The 21,803-nt window shown below is 67.3% G+C and carries 20 protein-coding genes and 1 tRNA gene; 13 read left to right on the top strand and 8 right to left on the bottom strand.

Annotated elements, in window-relative coordinates; all coding sequences use genetic code 11:
• Positions 1-39: 39 nt before the first annotated feature.
• Positions 40-780, bottom strand: coding sequence for a hypothetical protein (locus ABIE65_RS22980; RefSeq protein WP_354080994.1), 741 nt, complete (start codon positions 778-780; stop codon positions 40-42).
• Between the two features lie 264 nt (positions 781-1,044).
• Between ABIE65_RS22980 and ABIE65_RS22975 the strand changes: the two genes are divergently transcribed.
• Genes ABIE65_RS22975 through spt form a run of 4 tightly spaced genes read left to right on the top strand, consistent with a single transcriptional unit; the run spans position 1,045 to position 5,308 of the window.
• Entirely contained in the window at positions 1,045-2,799 is a 1,755-nt protein-coding gene (locus ABIE65_RS22975) for a fatty acyl-AMP ligase (protein ID WP_354080992.1), read from the top strand.
• Positions 2,800-2,854: 55 nt separating this feature from the next.
• Entirely contained in the window at positions 2,855-3,802 is a 948-nt protein-coding gene (locus tag ABIE65_RS22970; RefSeq protein ID WP_354080990.1) for an NAD-dependent epimerase/dehydratase family protein, read from the top strand.
• A gap of 25 nt (positions 3,803-3,827) precedes the next feature.
• Positions 3,828-4,100 carry an acyl carrier protein gene (locus tag ABIE65_RS22965; protein ID WP_354080988.1) on the top strand — a complete coding sequence of 91 codons (273 nt, stop codon included), beginning with the start codon at positions 3,828-3,830 and terminating at the stop codon, positions 4,098-4,100.
• Positions 4,101-4,102: 2 nt separating this feature from the next.
• Complete coding sequence (gene spt, locus ABIE65_RS22960; RefSeq protein ID WP_354080986.1) at positions 4,103-5,308, top strand: serine palmitoyltransferase; 1,206 nt, start codon at positions 4,103-4,105, stop codon at positions 5,306-5,308.
• A gap of 8 nt (positions 5,309-5,316) precedes the next feature.
• On the opposite strand, the gene ABIE65_RS22955 is transcribed toward spt, so the two are convergent.
• Positions 5,317-6,384 (bottom strand): lipid A deacylase LpxR family protein, encoded by a 1,068-nt coding sequence (locus ABIE65_RS22955; RefSeq protein WP_354080984.1) that lies wholly within the window; start codon positions 6,382-6,384, stop codon positions 5,317-5,319.
• Positions 6,385-6,516: 132 nt separating this feature from the next.
• Here ABIE65_RS22955 and ABIE65_RS22950 point away from each other — a divergent pair, with 132 nt between their 5' ends.
• From ABIE65_RS22950 to ABIE65_RS22940, 3 genes are all read left to right on the top strand, one after another.
• Positions 6,517-7,068, top strand: coding sequence for a carboxymuconolactone decarboxylase family protein (locus tag ABIE65_RS22950; RefSeq protein ID WP_354080983.1), 552 nt, complete (start codon positions 6,517-6,519; stop codon positions 7,066-7,068).
• A 12-nt stretch (positions 7,069-7,080) separates the two neighbouring features.
• Positions 7,081-8,139 (top strand): alcohol dehydrogenase, encoded by a 1,059-nt coding sequence (locus ABIE65_RS22945; RefSeq protein ID WP_354080981.1) that lies wholly within the window; start codon positions 7,081-7,083, stop codon positions 8,137-8,139.
• Positions 8,140-8,210: 71 nt separating this feature from the next.
• A complete protein-coding gene (locus tag ABIE65_RS22940; protein WP_354080979.1) occupies positions 8,211-8,747 on the top strand; it encodes a superoxide dismutase family protein in 537 nt (178 codons plus the stop codon).
• Positions 8,748-8,777: 30 nt separating this feature from the next.
• Here the strand turns inward: ABIE65_RS22940 and ABIE65_RS22935 are convergent, their stop codons facing one another.
• A complete protein-coding gene (locus ABIE65_RS22935; protein ID WP_354080977.1) occupies positions 8,778-9,911 on the bottom strand; it encodes a sensor histidine kinase in 1,134 nt (377 codons plus the stop codon).
• A 256-nt stretch (positions 9,912-10,167) separates the two neighbouring features.
• Here ABIE65_RS22935 and ABIE65_RS22930 point away from each other — a divergent pair, with 256 nt between their 5' ends.
• On the top strand, positions 10,168-11,277 hold the full coding sequence (locus tag ABIE65_RS22930; protein WP_354080975.1) for an enolase C-terminal domain-like protein: 1,110 nt from the start codon (positions 10,168-10,170) through the stop codon (positions 11,275-11,277).
• Positions 11,278-11,307: 30 nt separating this feature from the next.
• Here the strand turns inward: ABIE65_RS22930 and gpt are convergent, their stop codons facing one another.
• Positions 11,308-11,784 carry a xanthine phosphoribosyltransferase gene (gpt, locus tag ABIE65_RS22925; RefSeq protein WP_354081063.1) on the bottom strand — a complete coding sequence of 159 codons (477 nt, stop codon included), beginning with the start codon at positions 11,782-11,784 and terminating at the stop codon, positions 11,308-11,310.
• 16 nt (positions 11,785-11,800) lie between these two features.
• Positions 11,801-12,895: a hypothetical protein gene (locus ABIE65_RS22920; protein ID WP_354080974.1), complete on the bottom strand. Its 1,095-nt coding sequence runs from the start codon at positions 12,893-12,895 to the stop codon at positions 11,801-11,803.
• A gap of 151 nt (positions 12,896-13,046) precedes the next feature.
• On the opposite strand from ABIE65_RS22920, the gene ABIE65_RS22915 reads away from it, so the two are divergent.
• Positions 13,047-13,122, top strand: a tRNA-Arg gene (locus ABIE65_RS22915).
• Positions 13,123-13,234: 112 nt separating this feature from the next.
• Here the strand turns inward: ABIE65_RS22915 and ABIE65_RS22910 are convergent.
• Both ABIE65_RS22910 and ABIE65_RS22905 read right to left on the bottom strand, forming a co-directional pair.
• On the bottom strand, positions 13,235-14,899 hold the full coding sequence (locus ABIE65_RS22910) for an amidase (RefSeq protein WP_354080972.1): 1,665 nt from the start codon (positions 14,897-14,899) through the stop codon (positions 13,235-13,237).
• 94 nt (positions 14,900-14,993) lie between these two features.
• Positions 14,994-16,751, bottom strand: a complete 1,758-nt coding sequence (locus ABIE65_RS22905) for an ABC transporter ATP-binding protein (protein WP_354080970.1) — start codon at positions 16,749-16,751, stop codon at positions 14,994-14,996.
• Positions 16,752-16,950: 199 nt separating this feature from the next.
• On the opposite strand from ABIE65_RS22905, the gene rfbC reads away from it, so the two are divergent.
• Genes rfbC through rfbA form a run of 4 tightly spaced genes read left to right on the top strand, consistent with a single transcriptional unit; the run spans position 16,951 to position 20,381 of the window.
• Positions 16,951-17,511 carry a dTDP-4-dehydrorhamnose 3,5-epimerase gene (rfbC, locus tag ABIE65_RS22900; RefSeq protein ID WP_354080968.1) on the top strand — a complete coding sequence of 187 codons (561 nt, stop codon included), beginning with the start codon at positions 16,951-16,953 and terminating at the stop codon, positions 17,509-17,511.
• Positions 17,512-17,521: 10 nt separating this feature from the next.
• Positions 17,522-18,580 carry a dTDP-glucose 4,6-dehydratase gene (gene rfbB, locus ABIE65_RS22895; protein WP_354080966.1) on the top strand — a complete coding sequence of 353 codons (1,059 nt, stop codon included), beginning with the start codon at positions 17,522-17,524 and terminating at the stop codon, positions 18,578-18,580.
• Entirely contained in the window at positions 18,577-19,503 is a 927-nt protein-coding gene (rfbD, locus tag ABIE65_RS22890; protein WP_354080965.1) for a dTDP-4-dehydrorhamnose reductase, read from the top strand. Before rfbB ends, rfbD begins: the two co-directional genes overlap by 4 nt.
• Complete coding sequence (gene rfbA / locus ABIE65_RS22885; protein WP_354080963.1) at positions 19,500-20,381, top strand: glucose-1-phosphate thymidylyltransferase RfbA; 882 nt, start codon at positions 19,500-19,502, stop codon at positions 20,379-20,381. The genes rfbD and rfbA overlap by 4 nt, the downstream gene beginning before the upstream one ends.
• A gap of 15 nt (positions 20,382-20,396) precedes the next feature.
• Here rfbA and ABIE65_RS22880 read toward each other — a convergent pair whose 3' ends face one another.
• Complete coding sequence (locus tag ABIE65_RS22880; RefSeq protein ID WP_354080961.1) at positions 20,397-21,749, bottom strand: LLM class flavin-dependent oxidoreductase; 1,353 nt, start codon at positions 21,747-21,749, stop codon at positions 20,397-20,399.
• Between the last annotated feature and the right edge of the window lie 54 nt (positions 21,750-21,803).

Raw genomic sequence — 21,803 nt, 5'->3', positions numbered from 1 at the left:
GGCGTTGAGGTGTCCGCAATATAGGCGATGGGATGGCCGTCAGAAACGAAAGCGGGTGCCGAATGAAATGAAGTTGGACCCGCCGCTGACGCCGTTGATGAGGCCGAACACGCCCGAGCGATGGTGGATACGGAACACATAGGCGAGTTCGGGAAGGTCGGGATCGGATACGGTCAGTTCCGGAATGAAAGCATTCAGGAACTTCGAGCCCTTGTCACCATTGCCCGCCTTCGTCTTCTCCGTATCCGAGATGTGGGTGGCGTAGGACGGCCCTACCCCTACGCCCAGGGTCGTATAGACGACGTCGTTCCAAGGGAAATCGTCGTAGCGGAAGAAGAGCGTTGTGGCGAACTCCCAGGCATCGTCGTCGCCGAAGCGCTTGGCCGCGTTCAGTTCCACATCGACGTCGATGTCCCACCAGATGGTTCCAAGCCGTTTCGATCCGGCAATGGCCAGCAAGTGCGTGTCCTCGAACTCGACGTTCCACGGCGCGTAGAACAGAGACGTGAAATTGCTCGTGGCGGACTTGCCCGCATACATGGTGAAGCCGTAATCGAAATCCCGGTGTCGCCGTCTTGCGGGCGGCGCCTCCATCCGGACATGCGGGGCTGCCGGCTGCGCCTGCGCCTCGATCCTGTCGGTCGGCGGCGGCTGGGTCACACTTCGCCATCCACCTGCGAAGGCAGGCTCGGGGGAGACGGAAAAGCCGGCGATCAACAGCCCAATCGCCACTGCAACCGCATGCACCATGCGCGACGCCCGCGCGGAAAACTTGCTCACGTGACCTGCCGATGAAGGTTGCCGGGGCAAAATGTGCAGGGCGACCGCCCTGGCGAGAGGAGATGACGGGCGACGCGGTCACTCAAACATGTAGCGACCGTTTCGCGACAGTTGGACACCGTTTGTTGCCGATCCGCAACAGGTCGCAGAAGGTAGCACCGCTACGACGGCACCATGCTTGCACCGCCGGATTTTGACGTACCACCACCCCCGACCGTGCGTTATCTACCCCAAATCGAGCCGTTTCACCAAACAGTCATAGAGATGAACGCTCCCACACCGACGATCAACGCGACCCTGCCCCATGTCGCCTGCCGCTTCGAAACCCTCACCGAAGGCCTCGACTATGCGGCCCGCGGGGAGACCGGATACAACTATTATTCGGTTCGGGGCGAGCTCGTACTCGCGCTCCCCTACGCGGAACTGCGCGAGCGAAGCGTCGCGCTGGCGCGGCGCCTCGTCGGGCTCGGCCTGGAGCGGGGTGCCCGCGTCGGCTTGGTCGCCGATACGTCCGCGGCATTCCACACCTTCTTCTTCGGCTGTCAGTATGCCGGGCTGATTCCGGTGCCGCTGCCGTTGCCGGTCAATCTCGGTGGGCGCGAATCCTACGTCCGGCAGCTCCGGCGCATGCTGGAGAGCGCCGACGCTGCGATGGCGGTGGCCCCCCCGGAACTGGTGGCGATGCTCGAAGAGGCGGCGGGCGATATCGTGCCGCATATCGGCGGCCCGGACGATTTCGCGACGCTGCCGGAAACGGGTGAACTGCGGACACCCGGCAAGGACGACCCCTGCTACATCCAGTACTCGTCCGGCAGCACGAGCGCCCCGAAGGGCGTGCTGGTGACGCAGCGCTCCGCCCTCGCCAACACCGGCGCGATCAGCCGCTACGGCCTCTCGCTGACCCCAGGCGACCGCTGCATCTCCTGGCTACCGCTCTATCACGATATGGGCTTGGTGGGCTTCTGCTTCACGCCGATGCTGAACCAGATCACCATCGACTACATGTCGACGATGGACTTCGCGCGCCGGCCGCTGGCCTGGCTGCAGCTCATCGCCCGCAATCGCGGCACCGTCGCCTTCAGCCCCTCGTTCGGCTACGACCTCTGCGCAAGGCGGGCAGCGAACGGCGCGGCGGCAGACCTCGACCTCTCGTCCTGGCGTGTCGCGGGCATCGGTGGCGACATGGTGCGAGCGGACGTCCTCGACCGCTTCGTCGACACCTTCGGGGGCAACGGCTTCCGGCGATCCACATTCGTGCCGAGCTACGGCCTCGCAGAATCGACGCTGGCAGTCACCTTCGCACCGCTCTCCGAGAATTTCCGCACGGATACCATCGACCGCGAAATCCTTGCCACCTCCGGCGAAGCGGTGCCCGTCGGCCCAGAGGCCGGCGACGAGGGCCGCACCTTCGTGGTCTGCGGCAGCGTGATGAGCGGCCACGAACTGCGGATCGTCGACGATCGCGGCGAAGCGCGTGCCGAACGCGAGGTCGGCCGGGTACTGATTCGTGGCCCCAGCCTGATGTCCGGTTACTTCCGCGATCAGGAAGCGACGAACGCTGCCTTTGCTGGAGATGGTTGGCTGGATACCGGCGATCTGGGCTACATGGTCGACGGCGAACTGGTCATCACGGGGCGCAGCAAGGACCTGATCATCTCTAACGGCCGGAACATCTGGCCCCAGGACATCGAGTGGTCGGTGGAGCGTCTTCCGGGCCTGCGCCAGGGCGATGCAGCCGCCTTCTCCGTCGTCGGCAGCGACGGCGACGAGGCGGTGGTGGTCGTCGTGCAGTGCCGCCTGTCGGAACCAGCGGCCCGGGACAGGCTGCGCCGTCAGGTGCACGCCATGGTGCGAGACAGCGTCGGCATCGAGGCGAACATCGTGCTGGCACCGCCGCACAGCCTGCCCCACACATCCTCCGGCAAGCTCAGCCGCGCCGGCACCCGCGCGAACTATCTGGCGGGCGTCTATACGCCGGGCTACCGCGATGCCGGCCTGAAGCTGGCGGCCGAAGGCTAGGACTGTCGTGGGCGCCACCGCGCCGGCCCCTCCTGCGCGCATCCGGCCGGCATCCATGACGCCCGCCCCGACAGCCTCTTCCACCGCGATCGTCGCCGTCACCGGCGCGACCGGCTTCGTCGGACACGGCATCGTCGCCGCACTGCGGCGGCGGGACACTCGGGTCCGGGCGCTGGCGCGCCGCGCTGATCGGACCCTGGAAGCGGACGCCGAGGTGGTCCAAGGCACGCTTCAGGATCCGCTCTCCCTGGCACGATTGGTCGAGGGATGCTCGGTCCTCGTGCACTGCGCCGGCGCCGTGCGCGCTCCAACTGCAGCCGCTTTTCACCAGATCAATGCGGATGCGACGGCCGTGCTCGGCGAACTCTGTGCCGAGTACGGAGCGCGGCTGGTGCTCGTGTCTTCCCTGGCAGCACGACAACCCGGCCTCTCCCCCTACGCCGCCAGCAAGCGGGCGGCGGAAGACGCCCTGGCCAGGATGCCGGGGCTCGATTGGTGCGCGGTGCGTCCTCCCCTGGTTTATGGGCCCGGTGATCGCGCGACTCTTCCGCTCTTTCGGATGATGCGGCACGGCTGGCTGGCAGTGCCTGCGGTTCCCGGCGCGCGCTTCTCGGCGATCTACCGCGACGACCTCGGCGAGGCGGTGACCGCACTGGTGGAATCCGATGCCCGCGGGATCTTCGACGTCTCGGACACCGCGCCCGACGGCTACACGTGGAACGACATGGCGGCCGCAGCCGCTGGCCATCTGCAGCGGCGCGTCCGGATGATAGCGGTGCCCCGTCGGCTCATGCAGACGGTCGCCGCGGCAAACGGCGTGGTGGCCAATCTGACCGGCGGCGCACCGATGGTTTATCCTGGAAAGGTGCGTGAACTCTACCATATCGACTGGGCCTGCGGCGCCGGGCCGCTGATGCGCGCGACCGGCTGGCGGCCGCGGGTCGCGCTCGGCCAAGGTGTCGCACAGACCTTTCGTTGGTATGCCGACAATGACTGGCTCTAAGCATTCGGATCATGGGACGAGCACGATGAATCCAGTGGCCACACGCCCGGAAACGCAAGACGATCCGGTCTTCGCGCGCATGTGCGCACTGCTTGCGCCCTTCAACGCGCGCGCCATCACCATAACGCGCCAGACCCACATCACCACCGACCTCGAGATCGATTCGGTTGCTGTCCTCGACCTGATCATGGAGATCGAGGACGAATACGGTATTTCGTTTCCGATGAATCTGATTTCCGAGATCCGGACTGTCGGCAACCTCGTCGAAGCCATCCACCAACTCAGCGGCGCAAAGTAGACATGGACCTGTTCGACAAGTTCGGCCACCTCCCAGAACTGCGGGAGAGGCTGGCGAGCGCCGGCGCGAACCCCTTTGGCGTCTGCATGGACGAGATCGTTTCGGCGACCGAAGCGCTCTCAGGCGGGCGTCGTATCCTGCTGGCCGGCACCAATAATTATCTCGGCCTCACCTTCGATCCCGCCTGCATCAAGCGCGCGCAAGACGCGATAGCCCAACACGGTACCGGAACGACGGGCTCCCGGGTCGCGAACGGGACGTACGACCTGCACCAGTCGCTCGAACGGGAGTTGTCCGACTTCCTCGGGATGAATTCTGTGCTCGTATATTCGACGGGTTACCAAGCCAATCTGGGCACGATCGCAGGCCTGGCCGGTCCGGACGACACAATCCTCATAGATGCCGACTGCCACGCCAGCATCTATGACGGGTGCAGGCTCAGCGGCGCCACCGTCATTCGCTTTCGGCACAATTCCCCGGCGGACCTGGATAAGCGTCTGGAGCGGCTGGCGCCGGGCTCGAACAAGCTGGTGATCATCGAAGGCCTCTATTCGATGTTCGGCGACGTGGCGCCGCTCGCCGAGTTCGTCGAGGTCAAGCGCCGCCACGGCGCATACCTTTTGGCGGACGAGGCGCATTCCGTCGGCGTGTTTGGCCCCTCGGGGCGCGGCGTAGCCGAGCAGGCGGGCGTGCTGGATGAGGTCGACTTCATCGTCGGCACCTTCAGCAAAAGCCTCGGTTCAATGGGCGGCTTCGCCGCCTCCAACCATCCCGGCTTCGAAATGCTCCGCCTCTCGAGCCGGCCCTACATGTTCACTGCCTCGCTCTCACCGGCAAATCTGGCGGCCGCGTCCGCGTGCCTGCACGAACTGCGCAGCCGGCCCGAACTTCGGAGCAATCTCTGGCGCAATGCTCACGCGTTGCACGACGGCCTCAGCAGCCTCGGCCTGCAGCTCACTGCACCGCCGAGTTCGATCGTCGCAGTCCGCGTGCCGACAGTGGAACTCGCGGTCGCCTTCTGGAACCGCCTGTTCGACGCTGGCGTCTACGTCAATCTCGCCATTCCGCCCGGCACGCCCAACAGCACCTCCCTGCTGCGCTGCAGCGTCTCCGCCGCCCAGACGCCGGAGCAGATTACACGGATCTGCGACACGTTCCGACAGGTCGCGAAGGACATGGACCTGCTGCAACCCACGACGTCGGCCTGAGCCCCGCCCTAGAACCTGAAACCGAAGGTCAGCGCACCGAATTCGTCGAAGCCGTCCTGTGTCTCGAACTCCTTCGAGCGCAGGACATGGGTGTAACCTAGTCGCATGTTCGCGAACGTGACGACGAGACCAGCCTGAAGTTCGCCGACGAAGTACTCCTTGTCGACGCTGCGGCTGTCCTTCCAGGTGTTGCCGTCCAGGAAAATATTGTGGGCGACTGCACGGCCGTCCACTCCGGCGAACAGGTACCAGCCGAACCGCTCACTCGGAACGAAGAAGTCGGATCCCGGCAGGCTCGGCCGCACCCGTGGCGGGCCGTAGTCGGCCGGCAGGTCCTGGCCGACGCGCAGCGTCAGGCCGAAATTGGCATGGGTATAGATGTTGCCGAGGCTGACGCCGGCGTGGGGCGTCGCATCCACCGCCAGGCCGGTCGGATTGTCCGACAGCGCCGGGAGGAGGCCGCGCCACTTGCGCTCGTAGCTCAGAACCACGCCGGGCTCGGTCTTGAGCTGCGTCGCCCAGCCCTTCGGATCAGGCGAGCCGATCAGTTCGTGAACGATCTTCTGCGTGTCCTTGGCGCCGGAGTATGGCCCGACGATGCCAAGCGTCAGCTGCAGGTTGTCGAGCCGCGAGCCGGTATCGGACACCAGACCGATGCTGCCGTAGAGCCAGCCGGCATAAGGCCGCTCGCCGTCCGGCGGATTTGAAATCGTGATGTCGTTCGGGGTGAACATGCTCTGCCCGAAGGCGTAGCTGATGCGCTTGTTGCCCGAATAATCGAAGAAGGGCAGGAAATTTGCGCCACGTTCGAGCCACTCCGGAATCGACCACTCCGAGGTCAAGACAGAGAAGCGGAAGCCGTTCGTGTAGTGCTGGTCCGTCCCGGCGATCGAGTCATTCTCGATGACGAAGTTGATGATGCCGCCGGGATCGGGCACCGGCCGCACGCCGTCCTCGACTGCCGCCGACGACCGCGGCGCGACGACCGCCCCGCCCGCGGCTGCGCCGCTGCCGCCGATGACGGGCGCGCCCTGGGCTGCGACCGCACTCGTGACCGCGCCGGCCGATGAGGCCATGGCCCAAAACGCCACGACCGCCGCACCGCATCTTTTCATGAACCAATCCCGCCTTCGCATCCTGCCGGCATAGTCGAACGTGGCGCGTATGCTACTGTTCCCAGAACGCGACACAAAGCATGGGGAACGCCGATGAACCGCCTGCCCGAACTTTCCGAGGACGCGTTGTCGCCGGAGCAACGCGAGATCCGCGACACGATCGCGTCGGGCCCCCGGGGCGGGGCGCGCGGCCCGTTTCCGGCGATGCTGCGGAGCCCCGAACTGGCGAGGCGGGCAGCGCATCTGGGAGAGTTCCTGCGCTTCAACACGTCGCTGCCGCCGCGACTCTCGGAGTTGGCGATTCTGGTAACCGCGCGGGCGTGGACGGCCCAGTACGAATGGTATGCGCATGCGAAGCTAGCGCTGAAGGGCGGCCTCGATCCGAAGATCGTCGACGCGATCGCCGAACGACGCGAACCGCCGTTCGAGAAGGACGACGAGCGCACCGTCTATACCTTCTGCAAAGAGCTGCACGAAACGCACGGCGTCTCGGACGCGACCTACGAGCGGACGAAGGAAGCCTTCGGCGAACGCGGCATCGTCGAGATCATTGGCCTGAGCGGCTACTACGTCCTGGTCGGCATGACCCTGAACGTGGCCCGTGTACCGCTTCCGGAAGGTGAGCCAATCCCCTTGAAGGATTGAGAGGAGACGCTGATGCACGCATGGCAGATCGTCGATTTCGGCAAGCCGCTCGAGCCGCGCGAGTACCCCGATCCGGAGCCGACCGGTGCGCAGGTGCTCCTTCGGGTAACCGGATGCGGTGTTTGCCACAGCGACCTCCACCTCTGGGACGGCTATTTCGACCTAGGAGGAGGCAAGCGGCTCGAACTCGGCGGCCGCGGCATGTCGCTCCCGTTCACCATGGGCCACGAGATCGTCGGCGAAGTCATTGCGCTCGGCCCCGAGGCAGAAGGCGTGGCGATTGGCGACCGACGGGTCGTCTTCCCGTGGATCGGATGCGGGGACTGTGCCGAATGCCGCCGCGGCGAGGAGCTACTGTGCTCCGCCCCGCGCACGCTCGGCGTGCGCTATGGCGGCGGGTATGCGGATCGCGTTCACGTCCCGCACGCCCGCTATCTCGTGGATTTCGACGGCGTCGACGAAGCGCTGGCCTGCACCTATGCCTGCTCAGGCGTCACGGCATACAGTGCCCTGAAGAAGGCGTCCGCCGGCCTCACTGCCGACGACAGCATCCTCATCGTCGGTGCCGGCGGGGTCGGCCTGTCCGCCGTGCAGATGGCGCGTGCCGTCACGCCGGCCAGGATCGTCGTCGCGGACATCGATGAGGACAAGCGCAGGGCGGCGATCGCGGCCGGCGCCGTCGCGGCCGTCGACAATGGCGCGGAGGGCGCCCTCCGCAAGCTGAGGGAGACCACCGGCGGCAGCGGGGCGGCGGCGGCCATCGACTTCGTCGGCGCTCCGGGCACGGCGCTGTTCGGATTCGACGGCATCCGGCGCGGCGGGACGCTGGTGATCGTCGGTCTGTATGGCGGCGCCTTGTCGCTGTCCACAGCGATGTTCCCGCTGAAGATGGCGCGCGTCGTCGGCTCCTATGTGGGATCACTCCAGGAGATGCACGAACTGATGGATATGGTTCGCGCAGGACGTGTTCCCCCAATTCCGATACGCACGCGCGCCCTGCGCCAAGTGAACGCGACACTGGCCGATCTTCGCGAGGGGCGGATCGTCGGCCGCGTGGTCCTGCAGCCCTGACGAGCAGATGGGGCGGGAACAACGCGACTGTGGACTTGTTGCTGGGTCACCGACGCAAACGAGGACGAGACATGGTCAACAAGACGCGCTGCATAATTCCCGCCGTCGCTGCCGCAATGATCGCGGCCACGCCTGCCGTTGCCGCCGAGAAGGGCGCCGGCGAGGCGATGGCGAAGATGACCGACGCGAAGGGTGGCGAGGTTGGGTCGATCATGCTGTCGCAGACGCCGCGCGGCGTACTTCTTTCACTGGATCTGGCCAATCTGCCACCCGGGGCTCATGCCTTTCACATCCACACGACGGGCAAGTGCGAACCGCCCGAATTCACGTCGGCCGGCGGCCACTTCAATCCGACGGGTGCGCATCACGGCTTCGAAAGCGAGAAGGGCGAGCATGCGGGCGACCTGCCCAACATCCACGTGCCCGACGGCGGCAAGTTGCGCGCAGAGTACCTCGCCAATGGCGTCACATTGGTGGATGGCAAAAAGATGAGTCTCTTCGACGAGGACGGTTCGGCTCTCGTGGTTCACGCGAAGCCGGACGACTACAAGTCTGACCCGGCCGGCGATGCCGGCGGCCGTATCGCGTGCGGCGTCGTCACCCGATAAGGCTCGAGCCCATCGACACCCGGCGTGCCCTCAGGCGCCCGGGGTCGGTGCCGCAATGCCTTCGGTGACGAAATCGATGGCGAGCGCCGTGCCGCCCTGGCGGCTCCAGGTCGGCTCACCCTCGATCCGCTGCATCAACGCATTGATCAGCGTGAGACCCAGGCCGGAGGCAGTTCCGCGAATAGAGCCGGCGGGCGGTTCGAAGCCGATGCCGTCGTCGGCGAGTCTGATCCGCGCGCGTCCCTCATCCAGCCGCTTCAGCGTAACCGTGACGCAGCCATGGCCGTCGGTGAAAGCATGCTTGAAGCTGTTGACGATGAACTCGTTCACGATCAGGCCGAGTGGCACCGCCCTGTCGATCTCGATCGACAGAGGCTCGATATCGATGTCGAGACGAATCCCGCGCGTGTCGAATCCATGAAAATCGGTCAGGTTGGCGCATAGCGATCGGAGATAGGCGCTGAGGTCGGTCGTGCCGGCCGCCTCGTTGCGCTTGTAGAGCTGGTCGAACAGGACCTGCATCGCGCCGATCCGGCTGCCCACCATGTCCAACTGGCGCCGCCCGTCGTCGGTCGTGGCCGTCCGCCGCTGCATCGAGATCAGGCTGTTGGCCACCTGAAGATTGTTCTTCACGCGATGCTGGAGTTCACGGAGGAGCATCTCGCTCTGGCGCATCTCCGCGGTCAGCCGGTCGTGCAGCCTGTGCCGTTCGATCGCCGCGGCTAGGTGGTTTGCAAAGCTCGCCAGGAAGTGCTTATCGTCCTCCTCGAACGCGTCCACCTCGGGACTGTCGACCTCGAGGATGCCGTAGTTCTCGCCTTCGACGCGGATGAGCACGTTGATGGCGCTGCGGATATTGAACTTCCGCAGGAGAGCCGGCGTCCCGAACCGTTCTTCCGCCTGAAGGTCCGGCGTCATCACGGGCTCGCCCGTGTGAAGCGCAAAGCCCGCGGCGGAATCCATGTCGGCATCTGCGAAACGCATGCCGATATATTCTTGGCCCCACCCGTGCCCGGCTCGCAGGAAGAAGGAATCCGTCTCGGCGACATATTCCAGGATCTTGGAGAACTCCGCACCGAGCGACTCGGCGCAACACGTCACGGCGGCGTTCAAGACCACCTCGATGTCGCTCTCCATCAGGGCGGTGCGGCCGAACTCCGCCACCGATATCTGTTGCTCGAGACGTTCGCGGAGCTTTGCGCGCGTAAGCGTCATACGTTCAGGTGCAGGTATCGGGTCCGACATCCGTCCACTGATTTCCTCCGAGGGACCGCTCGGCTTGGCGGAATGCGGCCCCGGTCACTGTACCCCACTCGGCTCATTGCCCTCAATCACGGGATTCGGGATACCGGGGCACCTTGGTACGGTCCTCGGAACGCGATACCGTCGCCGCCAATCAAAGAACGAGGGACGCCCCGCCATGCGCATTACAGACGTCAAGCTCACCCTCTTCGCCTGGGACGACATTCCAGCGACACAGTATGGCCAGCACACCGGCAAGTTCGCTGGCCGAAGCCAGCTCGGCCTCCTGACGATCAGCACCGACGAGGGAATCGACGGCCACGCCTTCCTCGGCTCCGCCAGCCGCGGGGCGCAGATGGACGGCGAGTCGCTGATCCATTTCCTGAAGCCGATCGTGATGGGGCAGGACCCGCTCGACCGCGAACGGCTCTACCAGGCGATGTACAAGCGCCAGCGCATGACGACGTTGCGGGCGATCGGCGCGGTCGACATAGCCCTCTGGGACATCGCGGGCAAATATGCCGAGATGCCGATCCACCGGCTGATGGGCAGCTACCGGACCAGCTGCCCGGCCTATGCAAGTTCGGCCGTGCTGCCCTCGCCCGAGGCCTATGCCGAGGAGGCGCAGCGCTACAAGCAGGACGGCTGGGCGGCGTACAAGATCCACCCGCCGACGCGATGGCAGGAAGACATCAAGGTCTGCGAGGCGGTGCGCAAGGCCGTCGGCGACGACTACCGCATCATGCTGGACGCCACCTGGTGCTACCAGTACCCGGAGGCGCTGCGCGTCGGCTTCGCCGTCGAGGCGCTCGACTTCTATTGGTACGAGGATCCCCTCGGAGAGGAGGACATCCTCAACTACGTGAAGCTACGCCAGCAGCTTTCGGTGCCGATCATGGCGACCGAATACTCCCCAGGCGGCCTGCCGTCCTACGCTCAGTGGCTGACCCTGCAGGCGACCGACTATCTGCGCGGCGACGTGGCCGTGAAAGGCGGCCTGACTGCATGCCTGAAGACGGCCCATCTCGCCGAAGCGTTCTCGATGAACTACGAGATCCACCACGGCGGCAACTCGCTGAACAACTTCGCCAACCTGCACCTGACCATGGCGGTGAAGAACTGCGAGTTCTTCGAGGTTCTGCTGCCGGCGGCCGCACAGAAGTACGGGATCATCGACGACATCGAGCCCGACTCAAACGGGCTCGTGCATGCCGTCGAAAAGCCCGGCCTGGGGGCGGACATCGACTTCGAACTGATCGAGCGCAAGAAGGTGGCGGTCCTGGGCTGACGCACGGGCGGGCGGCGCGACGCCGCCCGCCTACCCCGCCGCAGGGCGTGGCCGAGCCGCGATCGGCTCCTCGTCATCCCAAGGGAAGACGATCCAGGTATCCTGACCAACCTGGGTCACGAAGGTATCGACCAGGGGCATGCCGGCCGGCTTCGCATAGACGGTCGCGAAATGGGCCTTCGGCAGCATCCCGCGCACAATGCGCGCGGTGACGCCCGTATCGACCAAGTCGTCGACGATCAGCAGGCCCGTCCCGTCGCCGTCGAGGCGCGTGAGAATCTGCGGCTCGCGCTGGGTTCGATCGTCGTAGCTGGCGATACACACGGTCTCGACACGCCGAATCCCGAGTTCGCGCGCAACGATCGCGGCAGGAACGAGGCCACCACGCGGGATGGCGACCACAGCCTCGAACGGGCCGAGATCAGCCAGCCGCCACGCCAGCGCGCGGGTATCCCGGTGAAGTTCGGTCCAGGTGACCGGGAAGGAACGGGCAGAGTGGGCCGTCATCGGCCGCCGCACCGCATCAGCGTACGTAGACGTGAACCTCGTCGACACCGGCGCTGCCGCTGCCCGAGGTCAGGCGCACACGATCGCGCGGCATGCCCATGTCGGTGAAGGTCCGCATCACGCGCTCGGCATGGCGCCGGGCCGACGTCGCCATGCCGGAGCCGCCAGGAACCGCCACCACGTCAAAGATCGCCTCAGGGCGACGGTCGAGCGCCTGACTGACCGCAGTGTAGAGCGGTTGCTCGTAGGCGACGTTCGGCTGATCGAAGCGGATGATCACCAAGGGGCGGTCGCTGACGGATGCCGTCGAATACGCCGCCGGCATGGCGCCGCCGCGCCCGCTGTGCAGTTCGCCCTGCTTGATCGCCATCGCGAGCATAGAGAGATCCTGACGCTCGCCCGCGATGTAGCCGGTCTGGCGGGAGACCTCCTGGTTGATCTCCGCGTGCAGCCGATCGATCTGCACCTTGGACCGGTTCACGTCATCCTGGAGTGCCGCCAGCTGGTGGTGATCCTCCTCGACGGCACCGGGGATCTCATATGCCGAGCGGATCGAATCGAGGAGGTAGTTCGTCATCGCCGCGTCGGTCGCGACACGGTTGGAGAGTTCGGTCAACTGGGCGACGCTGCCGTCGATCCGGCTGAGCTGCGCCTGGGCCTGGTTCCATTCCTGCACGAGCCGGGGATTGCCCGGAGTCGTGCCGCCCTGCAGGCGCGCGTTGATCGAGGCGACGCGCGTGTAATAGTCCTGCGCGTTCTGCACGATGACGGAGCGTGCCTGCTGAAGCTCGCCGGCGCGCTGGCCGATCTGCGCCTCCAGCGCCCTCAGGTCGCCACGGAGCTGCGCGATCTTCTGCCCCACGAAGGTGCCGGAGACATCGGACCTGCCGAAAAGGCCGCTGCCCGAAGCACCGGGCGCCGCAGCGAGTTGATAGCCGGCAGCCGACGACCCGCCCGCGATCGACGGAAGAGGCGACGTGGATGCACAGCCCGCCAGCACGGCAAGGCCGGCAAGCGCGGCGAGGGTGCGAAGATGCAACATGCTCGAATTAGACCTGCTTTCCCCCAGACCCCTCGCGAGTCGGCGGATTAAACGCGAAAACCCCGCCACACACAATCTCTTGGCCCTTGTCCGCCCCACGAATCCCCCTGCGCGCGAATGGCGCGGCATTTTTGCACTGGACCTATTGCACCCCGCCCCCAATTTGGGTACGGTCCGCGCCGCGTTCGACGGGAAACCTTCCCGCTCGGCCGCGCCGGTTGCGCCCGTAGCTCAATGGATAGAGCATCTGACTACGGATCAGAAGGTTGGGAGTTCGAGTCTTCCCGGGCGCGCCATTCTCTCCAAGGGCTTAGCGGACTGCGCTAGGCCCTTTTCTTATCGGGACAGCCTCCCGCCTCCGCCGATCGCCGACCTTCCGAGTTTCGCCGGGCCGCGGTAAACGGGACATTAAGCGTCCCGACCCGGGCCGAAGGCGAAGATGTTAGCGGGTTCCGCGCCAAACGGGCGCTTGCGACGGAGCCGGTCGATCATCCCCTGCATGTAGGGGGCAGTCGCGCACAACATCTCGAACTGTCGCGCATTCAGGGTCAGGTCGGCCCGACGGCAGAGAGCCGCGAGTTCCGCACGCTGTTCGGGATCGGCGTCCGCCCGGACGGCTTCCGGCAGAGGTGGCGCCTCCCGCGAGAACACGGCATCGGGATTGAGTTGCGGCCGCCGGCCCCGCCACGGCGTGGCGCGTTCATAGGCGTCGGCGACCCGCAGCACCGTCGCATCGTCGAACGGACGCCCGACGATCTGCATCGACAACGGTAGGCCACCATCCGTGAAGCCGATGCACTGCACGAGTGCAGGCCCGCCGGTGACGTTGAAGGGCGTGGTCAGCGACGCCTTCTGCCAGAACATCAGCGTCCGCCAAGCATCAAGTCGCGGTGCCGGCCCGGGCGCCGCCGTGACCAGGACGTCATAGCGTGCGTAGAGCGGCTCCATCTCCGCCAGCATCGCCCGGCGCTCGCGCAGCGACTGCACATAGTCTGAGCCGCGCACCAGCATCGCCGCCAGCGCCCGCCCCAGAAAGTCTTCGCCGAAATCGCCCGGCCGGGTCCGCAAGGCCTCCTCGTGCACGGCAAACAGCTCGCTTTCAGCACCGACGATCTTCACGTCGTAATAGTCCTGGGCCGGACGGATCCGCGCCTCTTCGACCGTCGCCCCGAGCGAGCGGAGCACGTCGTATGCCGCCTCCAGCGCCGCCGCCGCGGCGGGGGCCACCGGCACGTCCTCCTCGTAGAGATGCCGGAGAACGCCGACACGCAGGCCCCGGATGTCGCCGGTGAGGGCCGCCCGATAGTCCGGAACCGGGCGGTCGGCGCTCGCCGGATCCTCGGGATCGTGGCCCGCCAGAACCTGCAGCATGATCGCGCAGTCCTCGACCGTCCAGGTCATCGGTCCGGCATGGTCGTACGTGTAGGAGTTGGTGTAGACGCCCGCGCGGCTGACCAGCCCGTAGGTGGGCTTCAGCCCGACCAGCCCGCACAGCGCCGCCGGATTGCGGATCGACCCGCCTGTATCCGACCCCAGCGCCCCCAGCGCCATGCCGGCCGCGACCGCCGCGCCGGATCCGCTCGACGATCCCCCGGTGAAATGCTCGCGGTTCCAGGGGTTCCGCGCCGCGGGCCAGGGCAGGTCGAAGGAGGGTCCGCCGTGGGCGAACTCGTGCGTCGCCAGCTTGCCCACGAGCACCGCGCCCGCCTCATAGAGCCGGCTCACCGTGGTCGCGTCCCCGTTCGGCACGAAGTCGGCCGCGACCTTCGAGTGTCCGGTCGTCGGGACGCCCGCCGTGCAGTAGATGTCCTTCAGTCCGAACGGAATGCCGTGCATGGCGCCGCGATAGGTCCCGGACGCGATCTCCGCCTCGGCGGTGCGCGCCTGTTCCAGGGCATGCTCGTCGGTCGGCAGGATGAAGGCGTCCAGTTGCGGATCGACCGCCTCGCGCCGCGCGATCAACGCCGTCGCCAACTCCACCGGCGAAAGCCGCCGCGCCTCGATCAGCCGCGCCGCCTCGGCGATCGTCAGCTCATGCAGTTCCGTCGGCAACGGTGATCGGTTATCGGGCATCGACTGCGGGCTCCGGAGGGCTGATCGACGGCCGTCTCGGTCGTCTCGGGGCAGGGTAGTCTGCTCCACATATGCACGATGCAGGCCGCTACGCTCAACATGCTCCGACGATCCGACCGGCCTGAAGGGTCACGACCTGGTCTGCGGCGAACAGCACCGCCGGCCTGTGTGTCACGATCACCGTCGTGACACGGCCGCGCAGCCGAGCGAGCGCGTCGAGGACCTGCTGCTCGCTTTCAGCGTCGAGGGCGCTGGTCGGCTCGTCGAGGACGAGCAGTTCGGGGCGGCGCACCAGCGCGCGCGCAAGGGCGATGCGCTGGCGCTCGCCGCCCGAGAGACGGCTGCCGCGGTCGCCGACGACGGTGTCCAGGCCCTCCGGCAGGGTGCGCACGAAACCGTCGACGGCGGCGTCGGCCAGTGCCGACCAGAGAGCATCCTCGTCCGCGTCTTCCGCTCCGACGCGCAGGTTGGCGCGGATGGTGTCGTGGAACAGGAAACTGTCCTGCGGCACGTAGCCGATCCGCCGCCGCCATTCCCGCCGCCGCGCCCGGTCCAGTTCCTGGCCGTCGACGAGCACGCGGCCGCTGTCGGGTGCCAGCAGGCCGAGCACGATGTCGGCCAGGGTCGACTTCCCGGCACCGGACGGCCCGCTGATCACGGTCAGCGACCGTGCCGGAATGACGGCGCTGACCCCCGCTAAGGCTGCATCTCGATCGCGGCCGTGGCCGAAGGAGACGTCGACGATCTCGATCGCTTCGCGCAGATGCGGCATCGCGGCGCCTCGCTCCGCCGGCTCCTCGCCGGCACGGCAACGGCGGAGCATTGCCAGCGCGGCATCGTAGGCCGGCAGCGCATAGAGGACGTTGCGCCACGCCTCCTGCACGCCCAGCACCACCATCATCAGGCGGCCGAAGGCCAGCGCCAGCACGACGGCGTCGGCCACCGGCATGCCGAGACCGCGCACCGCGAACGCGACGCCGGCGGCAGCCGCCACGGCTGCGACCGCCCGGCCGGCGCCGCTCGCGGCGGCCACCGCGCCGGCATGTTCGACCTGCCCGCCGCGCAGGGCTTCGACGCGGGCATCGAAGCGCCGCAGCCTGACCTCCTCCAGATGCATGCTCTTCACCAGCCGCATCCCCGTCAGGTCGTCGTCCAGGTCCGCCTGAAGTCCCCGCGCCGACAGGGTGAGCGCCTGGCCGCGGGCACGGCTGCGGTGATTGAGGGGTCTTGCGAGGACAGCGGCGATGCCGACGGGTACGAGCAGCGCGCCCGCCGCCAGCGGCGATAGCCTGACGATCACGGCCAGAGTGACGGCCACCTCGATGATCCAGGACGACAGGCGCAGCAGGAATTCCGTACCAAGGCCGATCCGGCCGAGTTCCTGCGTCAGGATTTGGGTGATGTCGGAGGCCCGCAGCCGCTGGAAGGTGGACCACTCCATCGCCAGAACCGCCGTATGGAGGCGGCGGCGCAGATCGTCGACGAAGCCGAGACGCAGTCTGGCGCCTTCCACGGCGCGCGCCCAGGTCGCGACAGCCGCCAGCACGACCACGGTCACATAGAGCGTCAGTGCGCCGACGGGCCCGTGGAACAGCTCGGGCAGGTAGGTGGTCCAGGTCGATGCGCCGCCCGAACCGGATATGCCGATGCCCTCCAGCAGCGGCACGAGGAGGAGCAGGCCGGCGCCCTGCGAGAGCGAGGCGACGGTGGACAGGGCCATCGCATAGGCGAGGCGCCATCCGCTAAGTCGCGCGATGGCCCCCAGGAAGCCGACGAAACCGCTGTTTGCGGCCCCCTCGTCGGGCTCTAGCTGCGGCCGTCGCGTACGGCTGTCGGGGCGGTCGATCGGCATTCTGCGGGGACTCCGGCGCGCTGCGTCGCGGCGGTGGATACCGCGTTCCCAGGCGCACGGCCATGCGAAGCGACACCGCACGCACACTCGCTCCCCCGACCGCGCTTATGGGTGGCATTCGGATAAAGCGAAACCTATCCTGGCGACGCAGCCGAACGATTTGCCCGCGATCGAAGCCAGGGGTGGAGTACGGTCTCCGATGCGCGTAGAGAGCCTCGACATTCCCGCCGTCAGATTGATCGTCCCACGCCGGTTCCCCGACGGTCGCGGCTGGTTCGCGGAGACGTACAGCCGACGCGCGCTCGCCGGATTCGGCATCGCCGACGACTTCGTGCAGGACAACCATGCCTACTCCGGCCGGCGCGGCACGATCCGCGGCCTGCACTTCCAGCTGCCGCCACACGCCCAGGCGAAGATCGTCCGGGTCGCACGCGGATCGATCTACGACGTCGCGGTCGACCTGCGGCGTGGCTCGCCGACCTATGGCGGCTTCGTCGGGGCGGTGCTGAGCGCGGAGAACGGCGCGCAGCTGTACATTCCCGCCGGCTTTGCGCACGGCCTCTGCACCCTCGAGGACGACACCGAGGTCCTCTACAAGGCCAGCGACTTCTATGCGCCGGCCCTGGAAGGCAGCATCCGTTGGGACGATCCGGACATCGGCATCCCCTGGCCGCTCGAAGGCGGGCAGCCGGTGATCTCGGCGCGTGACGCCGAGGCACCGACGCTCGCCGCCTTCGACAGCCCGTTCACCCACCCATGACGCGGTCGCAATGAGGATCCTCGTCACCGGCGGCTGCGGCTTCATCGGGTCGGCCGTCGTGCGCCACCTGCTCGCCGCCACGGATCATGCGGTCGTCAACGTCGACAAGCTGACCTACGCCGCCTCCCCGGAGTCGCTGGCGTCCGTGGCGACCGAGCCTCGCTACGACTTCGTCCAGGCGGACGTCTGCGACCGCGCGACGATCGATGCGATCCTCGTCGCCCATCGGCCCGATGCGATCATGCACCTGGCGGCAGAGACGCATGTCGACCGCTCCATCGACGGCCCGGCCGATTTCGTCGCCACCAACGTCGGCGGCACCTACACGCTGTTGGAAGCGGCCCGTCTTTATTGGAACGGTCTGCCATGCGCCCGGAAGGCGGGCTTCCGCTTCCACCACGTGTCCACGGACGAGGTCTTCGGTTCACTGGGCGCCACCGGCCGCTTCAGCGAGACGACGCCCTACGCGCCCCGGTCGCCCTATGCGGCGTCGAAGGCCGCGTCGGACCATTTCGTGCGCGCCTGGCGGGACACCTACGGCCTGCCGACCCTGGTCAGCAACTGCTCGAACAATTTCGGTCCCTGCCAGTTTCCCGAGAAGCTGATCCCGCTGACCATCCTGCGCGGCCTTGCAGGCCAGTCCCTGCCGGTCTATGGCGACGGCAGCAACGTGCGCGACTGGCTGTTCGTGGAGGACCACGCCGAGGCGCTGGTCGCGATCCTCGAACGCGGTGCGGTCGGAGAGGCCTACAACGTCGGCGGCGACGCCGAGCGATCCAACCTGACGGTCGTCCACGCAATCTGCGACATCCTGGACGAACTGCTTCCGGTTCACACCGGCCCGCGCCGCAGCCTCGTCGACTTCGTCGCCGACCGGCCCGGCCACGACTTCCGCTACGCGATCGATGCCGGAAAGATCGCCCGCGACCTAGGCTGGCGGCCGCGGCACGGCTTCGAGAACGCATTGCGCCGCACCGTCTCGTGGTACCTGGAAAACGAGGCGTGGTGGCGGCCGATCCTGGACGGACGCTACCGGACCGAGCGTCTCGGGCTCGCCGCCGCCCCATGACCGCACCTCCATTGCGCATCCTGCTGTTCGGCGGCACGGGACAGGTCGGATCGGAACTGCTGCGCCGCCCCTGGCCCGAGCCCGTACGGATCGAGGCACCGGGACGCGACACCGCCGACCTTCTGGATCCCCCGCGCGTGGCCGGCCTGGTCGCCGCAGATGCGGTGGATCTGGTGATCAACGCTGCGGCCTATACCGCCGTGGACAAGGCGGAGAGCGAGCCGGAGACGGCGGAGACCGTCAATGCCGCGGCGCCGGGCGCGCTGGCCCACGCAGCTGCGGACGCCGGCATTCCGCTGATCCACCTGTCCACCGACTACGTCTTCGACGGCCGCAAGTCTTCGCCCTATGTCGAGGACGATGCGATCGCGCCGCTTTCCGTCTACGGCCGGACGAAGGCGGCGGGTGAGGCCGCCGTTCGGGCCGCCGAGGGAAGGCACGCGATCCTGCGGACGAGCTGGGTCTATTCCGCCCACGGCGGCAATTTCGTGAAGACGATGCTCCGTCTCGGCGGCGAACGGCCGGTGCTGCGCATCGTCGACGATCAGCACGGCGCGCCGACGGCGGCATCTGACATCGCCGATGCGGTCATGGCCGTCGCCCTGCGCCTGATCGCCGGGGACGGTCCCGACGGCGTCTTCCATTTCACCGCCGCCGGCGCCACCACCTGGTACGGCTTCGCATCGCGCATCTTCGCCCATGCGGCGGCAGGCGGCCGCCCGGTGCCGAAGCTGGAGCCCATCCCCACCCGCAACTATCCCACGCCGGCCCGGCGTCCGACAAATTCGCGGCTCGACTGCGGCCGGCTGGCGCGTGCGCACGGCATCGTCGGACGGCCCTGGGAAGCGGCGCTGGCCGAGGTGATGGACGAACTGCTCGCGCCCGGGTTTCCCGCAAGCGAGCCGGAGAGGGGATCGGCATGAAGGGCATCATCCTGGCCGGCGGCGCCGGCACGCGCCTCTACCCGCTGACCACGGCGGTCAACAAGCAACTCCTGCCGGTCTACGACAAGCCGATGATCTACTATCCGCTGTCGACGCTCATGCTGGCGGGCATCCGCGAGATCCTGGTCATCACGACGCCACGCGACGAGCCGCTCTACCGCCATGTGCTAGGCGACGGCGCGGATTGGGGCCTGTCGCTCGGCTATGCCGTGCAGCCTTCGCCGGATGGCCTCGCCCAGGCGTTCGTGATCGGCCGCGACTTCGTCGGGCGATCCGACGTCTCGCTCGTCCTCGGCGACAACCTGTTCTACGGCGCCGGGCTCAGCCAGCTGACCCAGCGTGCCAGCGGCCGCGGCGCGGGCGCGACGATCTTCGCGAGCTGGGTGCCCGATCCGCAGCGCTACGGCGTGGTGACGCTCGACACGGATCAGCGGCCTGTCGCCATCGAGGAGAAGCCCGCGGTGCCGCAGTCGCACTGGGCGGTGACCGGCCTCTACTTCTACGACAACGACGTCGTTTCCATCGCCGCCGGGCTGAAGCCCTCGCCCCGCGGCGAGCTCGAGATCACGGACGTGAACAAGCATTATCTGGAAGCCGGCCGCCTGACGGTGGAGTTCCTCGGGCGCGGCTTCGCCTGGCTCGACACCGGCACGCACGATTCGCTGCTGGAGGCTGCCGAGTTCGTCCGCACCATCCAGCATCGCACCGGCGCCCAGATCGCGTGCCTGGAGGAAATCGCCTGGCACATGGGCTTCATCGACGACGCGGCGCTGGAACGGGCCGCCGCGCGACGGCGCGGCACGCCCTACGGGACCTACCTCTCCAGCCTGCTGACCGCACCGATGCGTGTGCCCTGACGCCTCCCGCCCGCCTCAGCCGGCCTGCTTCCGCCAGGCACCGTTCTCCGGCCGCGGCAGGCCGAGATGCTCGCGCAGCGTGCTGCCGGTATATTCCTTGCGGAACAGGCCGCGGCGCTGCAGTTCGGGGACGACGAACCTCACGAAATCCTCGTAAGTCCCCGGGACGTGGGTGGCGGTGATGACGAAGCCGTCGCAGGCGCCTTCGACGAACCACTGCTCCATCTGATCGGCGACTTCCTTCGGACCGCCGACGAAGGGGACCTGGGCGCGGCCGCGGCGGGTCACCTGCATGAAGTCGCGCACGGTCGGGTTCTGCTTGCCGGAGACGCGGACGACGAGGTCGCGCATGCTGTGTCCGCCGGACATGCGAGCCAGATCGTCATCGGTGAACGGCTCGTCCAGGCCCTTGACGGCGAGATCGAAGTTCAGGACCTCGGACAGCAGCGACAGCGCGTCCATGTCGTTAGGCAGGCTGTCGGCGAGCGCCCATTTGTCCTCGGCCTCGCCTTTCGTTTCGGCGGCGACGGTCCAGACGCGCGGCGTGATCTTGACCAGGTCCGGATCGCGCCCCGCGTCCGCGATCGACTGCTTCAGGGCGGCATAGGTCCGCTTGCCGGCCTCGGCGTCGGGGAACGCGGCGAAGATCAGTTCGGCCCAGCGCCCGGCGAAGCGGATGCCGCGGCCGCTGGCGCCGGCCTGGATGACGACCGGATGACCCTGCGCCGAGCGCGGCACGGTGAACGGCCCGCGCGACTTGAAGAACCGACCCTTGTAGTCCAGCCGGTGGACCTTCTCCGGGTGAGCGAACAGGCCCGTCGACTTGTCCTGGACGATCGCGCCGTCCTCCCAGGCGTCCCAATGGCCGAGCACGATCTCCATGAACTCGTCGGCCATGTCGTAGCGCAGGTCGTGCTCGACATGGCGATCGAAGCCCATGTTCATCGCCTCGCCGTCGTTGAACGAGGTGACGACGTTCCACGCGGCGCGCCCGTCGGTCATCAGGTCCAGCGTCTGGAACCGCCGGGCGAGATCGAACGGGTTGAAGTATGTCGTCGAGCAGGTGGCGCCGAGACCGAGCCGCTCCGTCGCCATCCCCATCACTGTCAGCACGGTGAGCGGGTCCATCTTCACGCAACGGATGCCGTGCTGGACCGTATGGGCGTGATCGGCGCCATACATGTCCGGCATGGCCAGCCGGTCGTCGAAGAAGCCGAGATCGAACTTCCCCTCCTCCAGGATCTGCGCGATCCGGCGGTAATAGTGCTTGGACATCGAATCGTTGCGCGATTCCGGATGCCGCCAGGAACTGGCGAGCTGCGTGCAGTTCTGGGCCTGCAGAAAGCCCACCAGCGCCATCTGCCGCATGCCGTCTCCTCCCGGGTGCCGGGCTGTCCTGGACGTGCCGCCAGGAGCGCCGGT

The sequence above is a fragment of the Constrictibacter sp. MBR-5 genome, assembly GCF_040549485.1.
Lineage (GTDB): Bacteria > Pseudomonadota > Alphaproteobacteria > JAJUGE01 > JAJUGE01 > Constrictibacter.
This window is presented reverse-complemented; position numbering and strand designations above follow the sequence as displayed.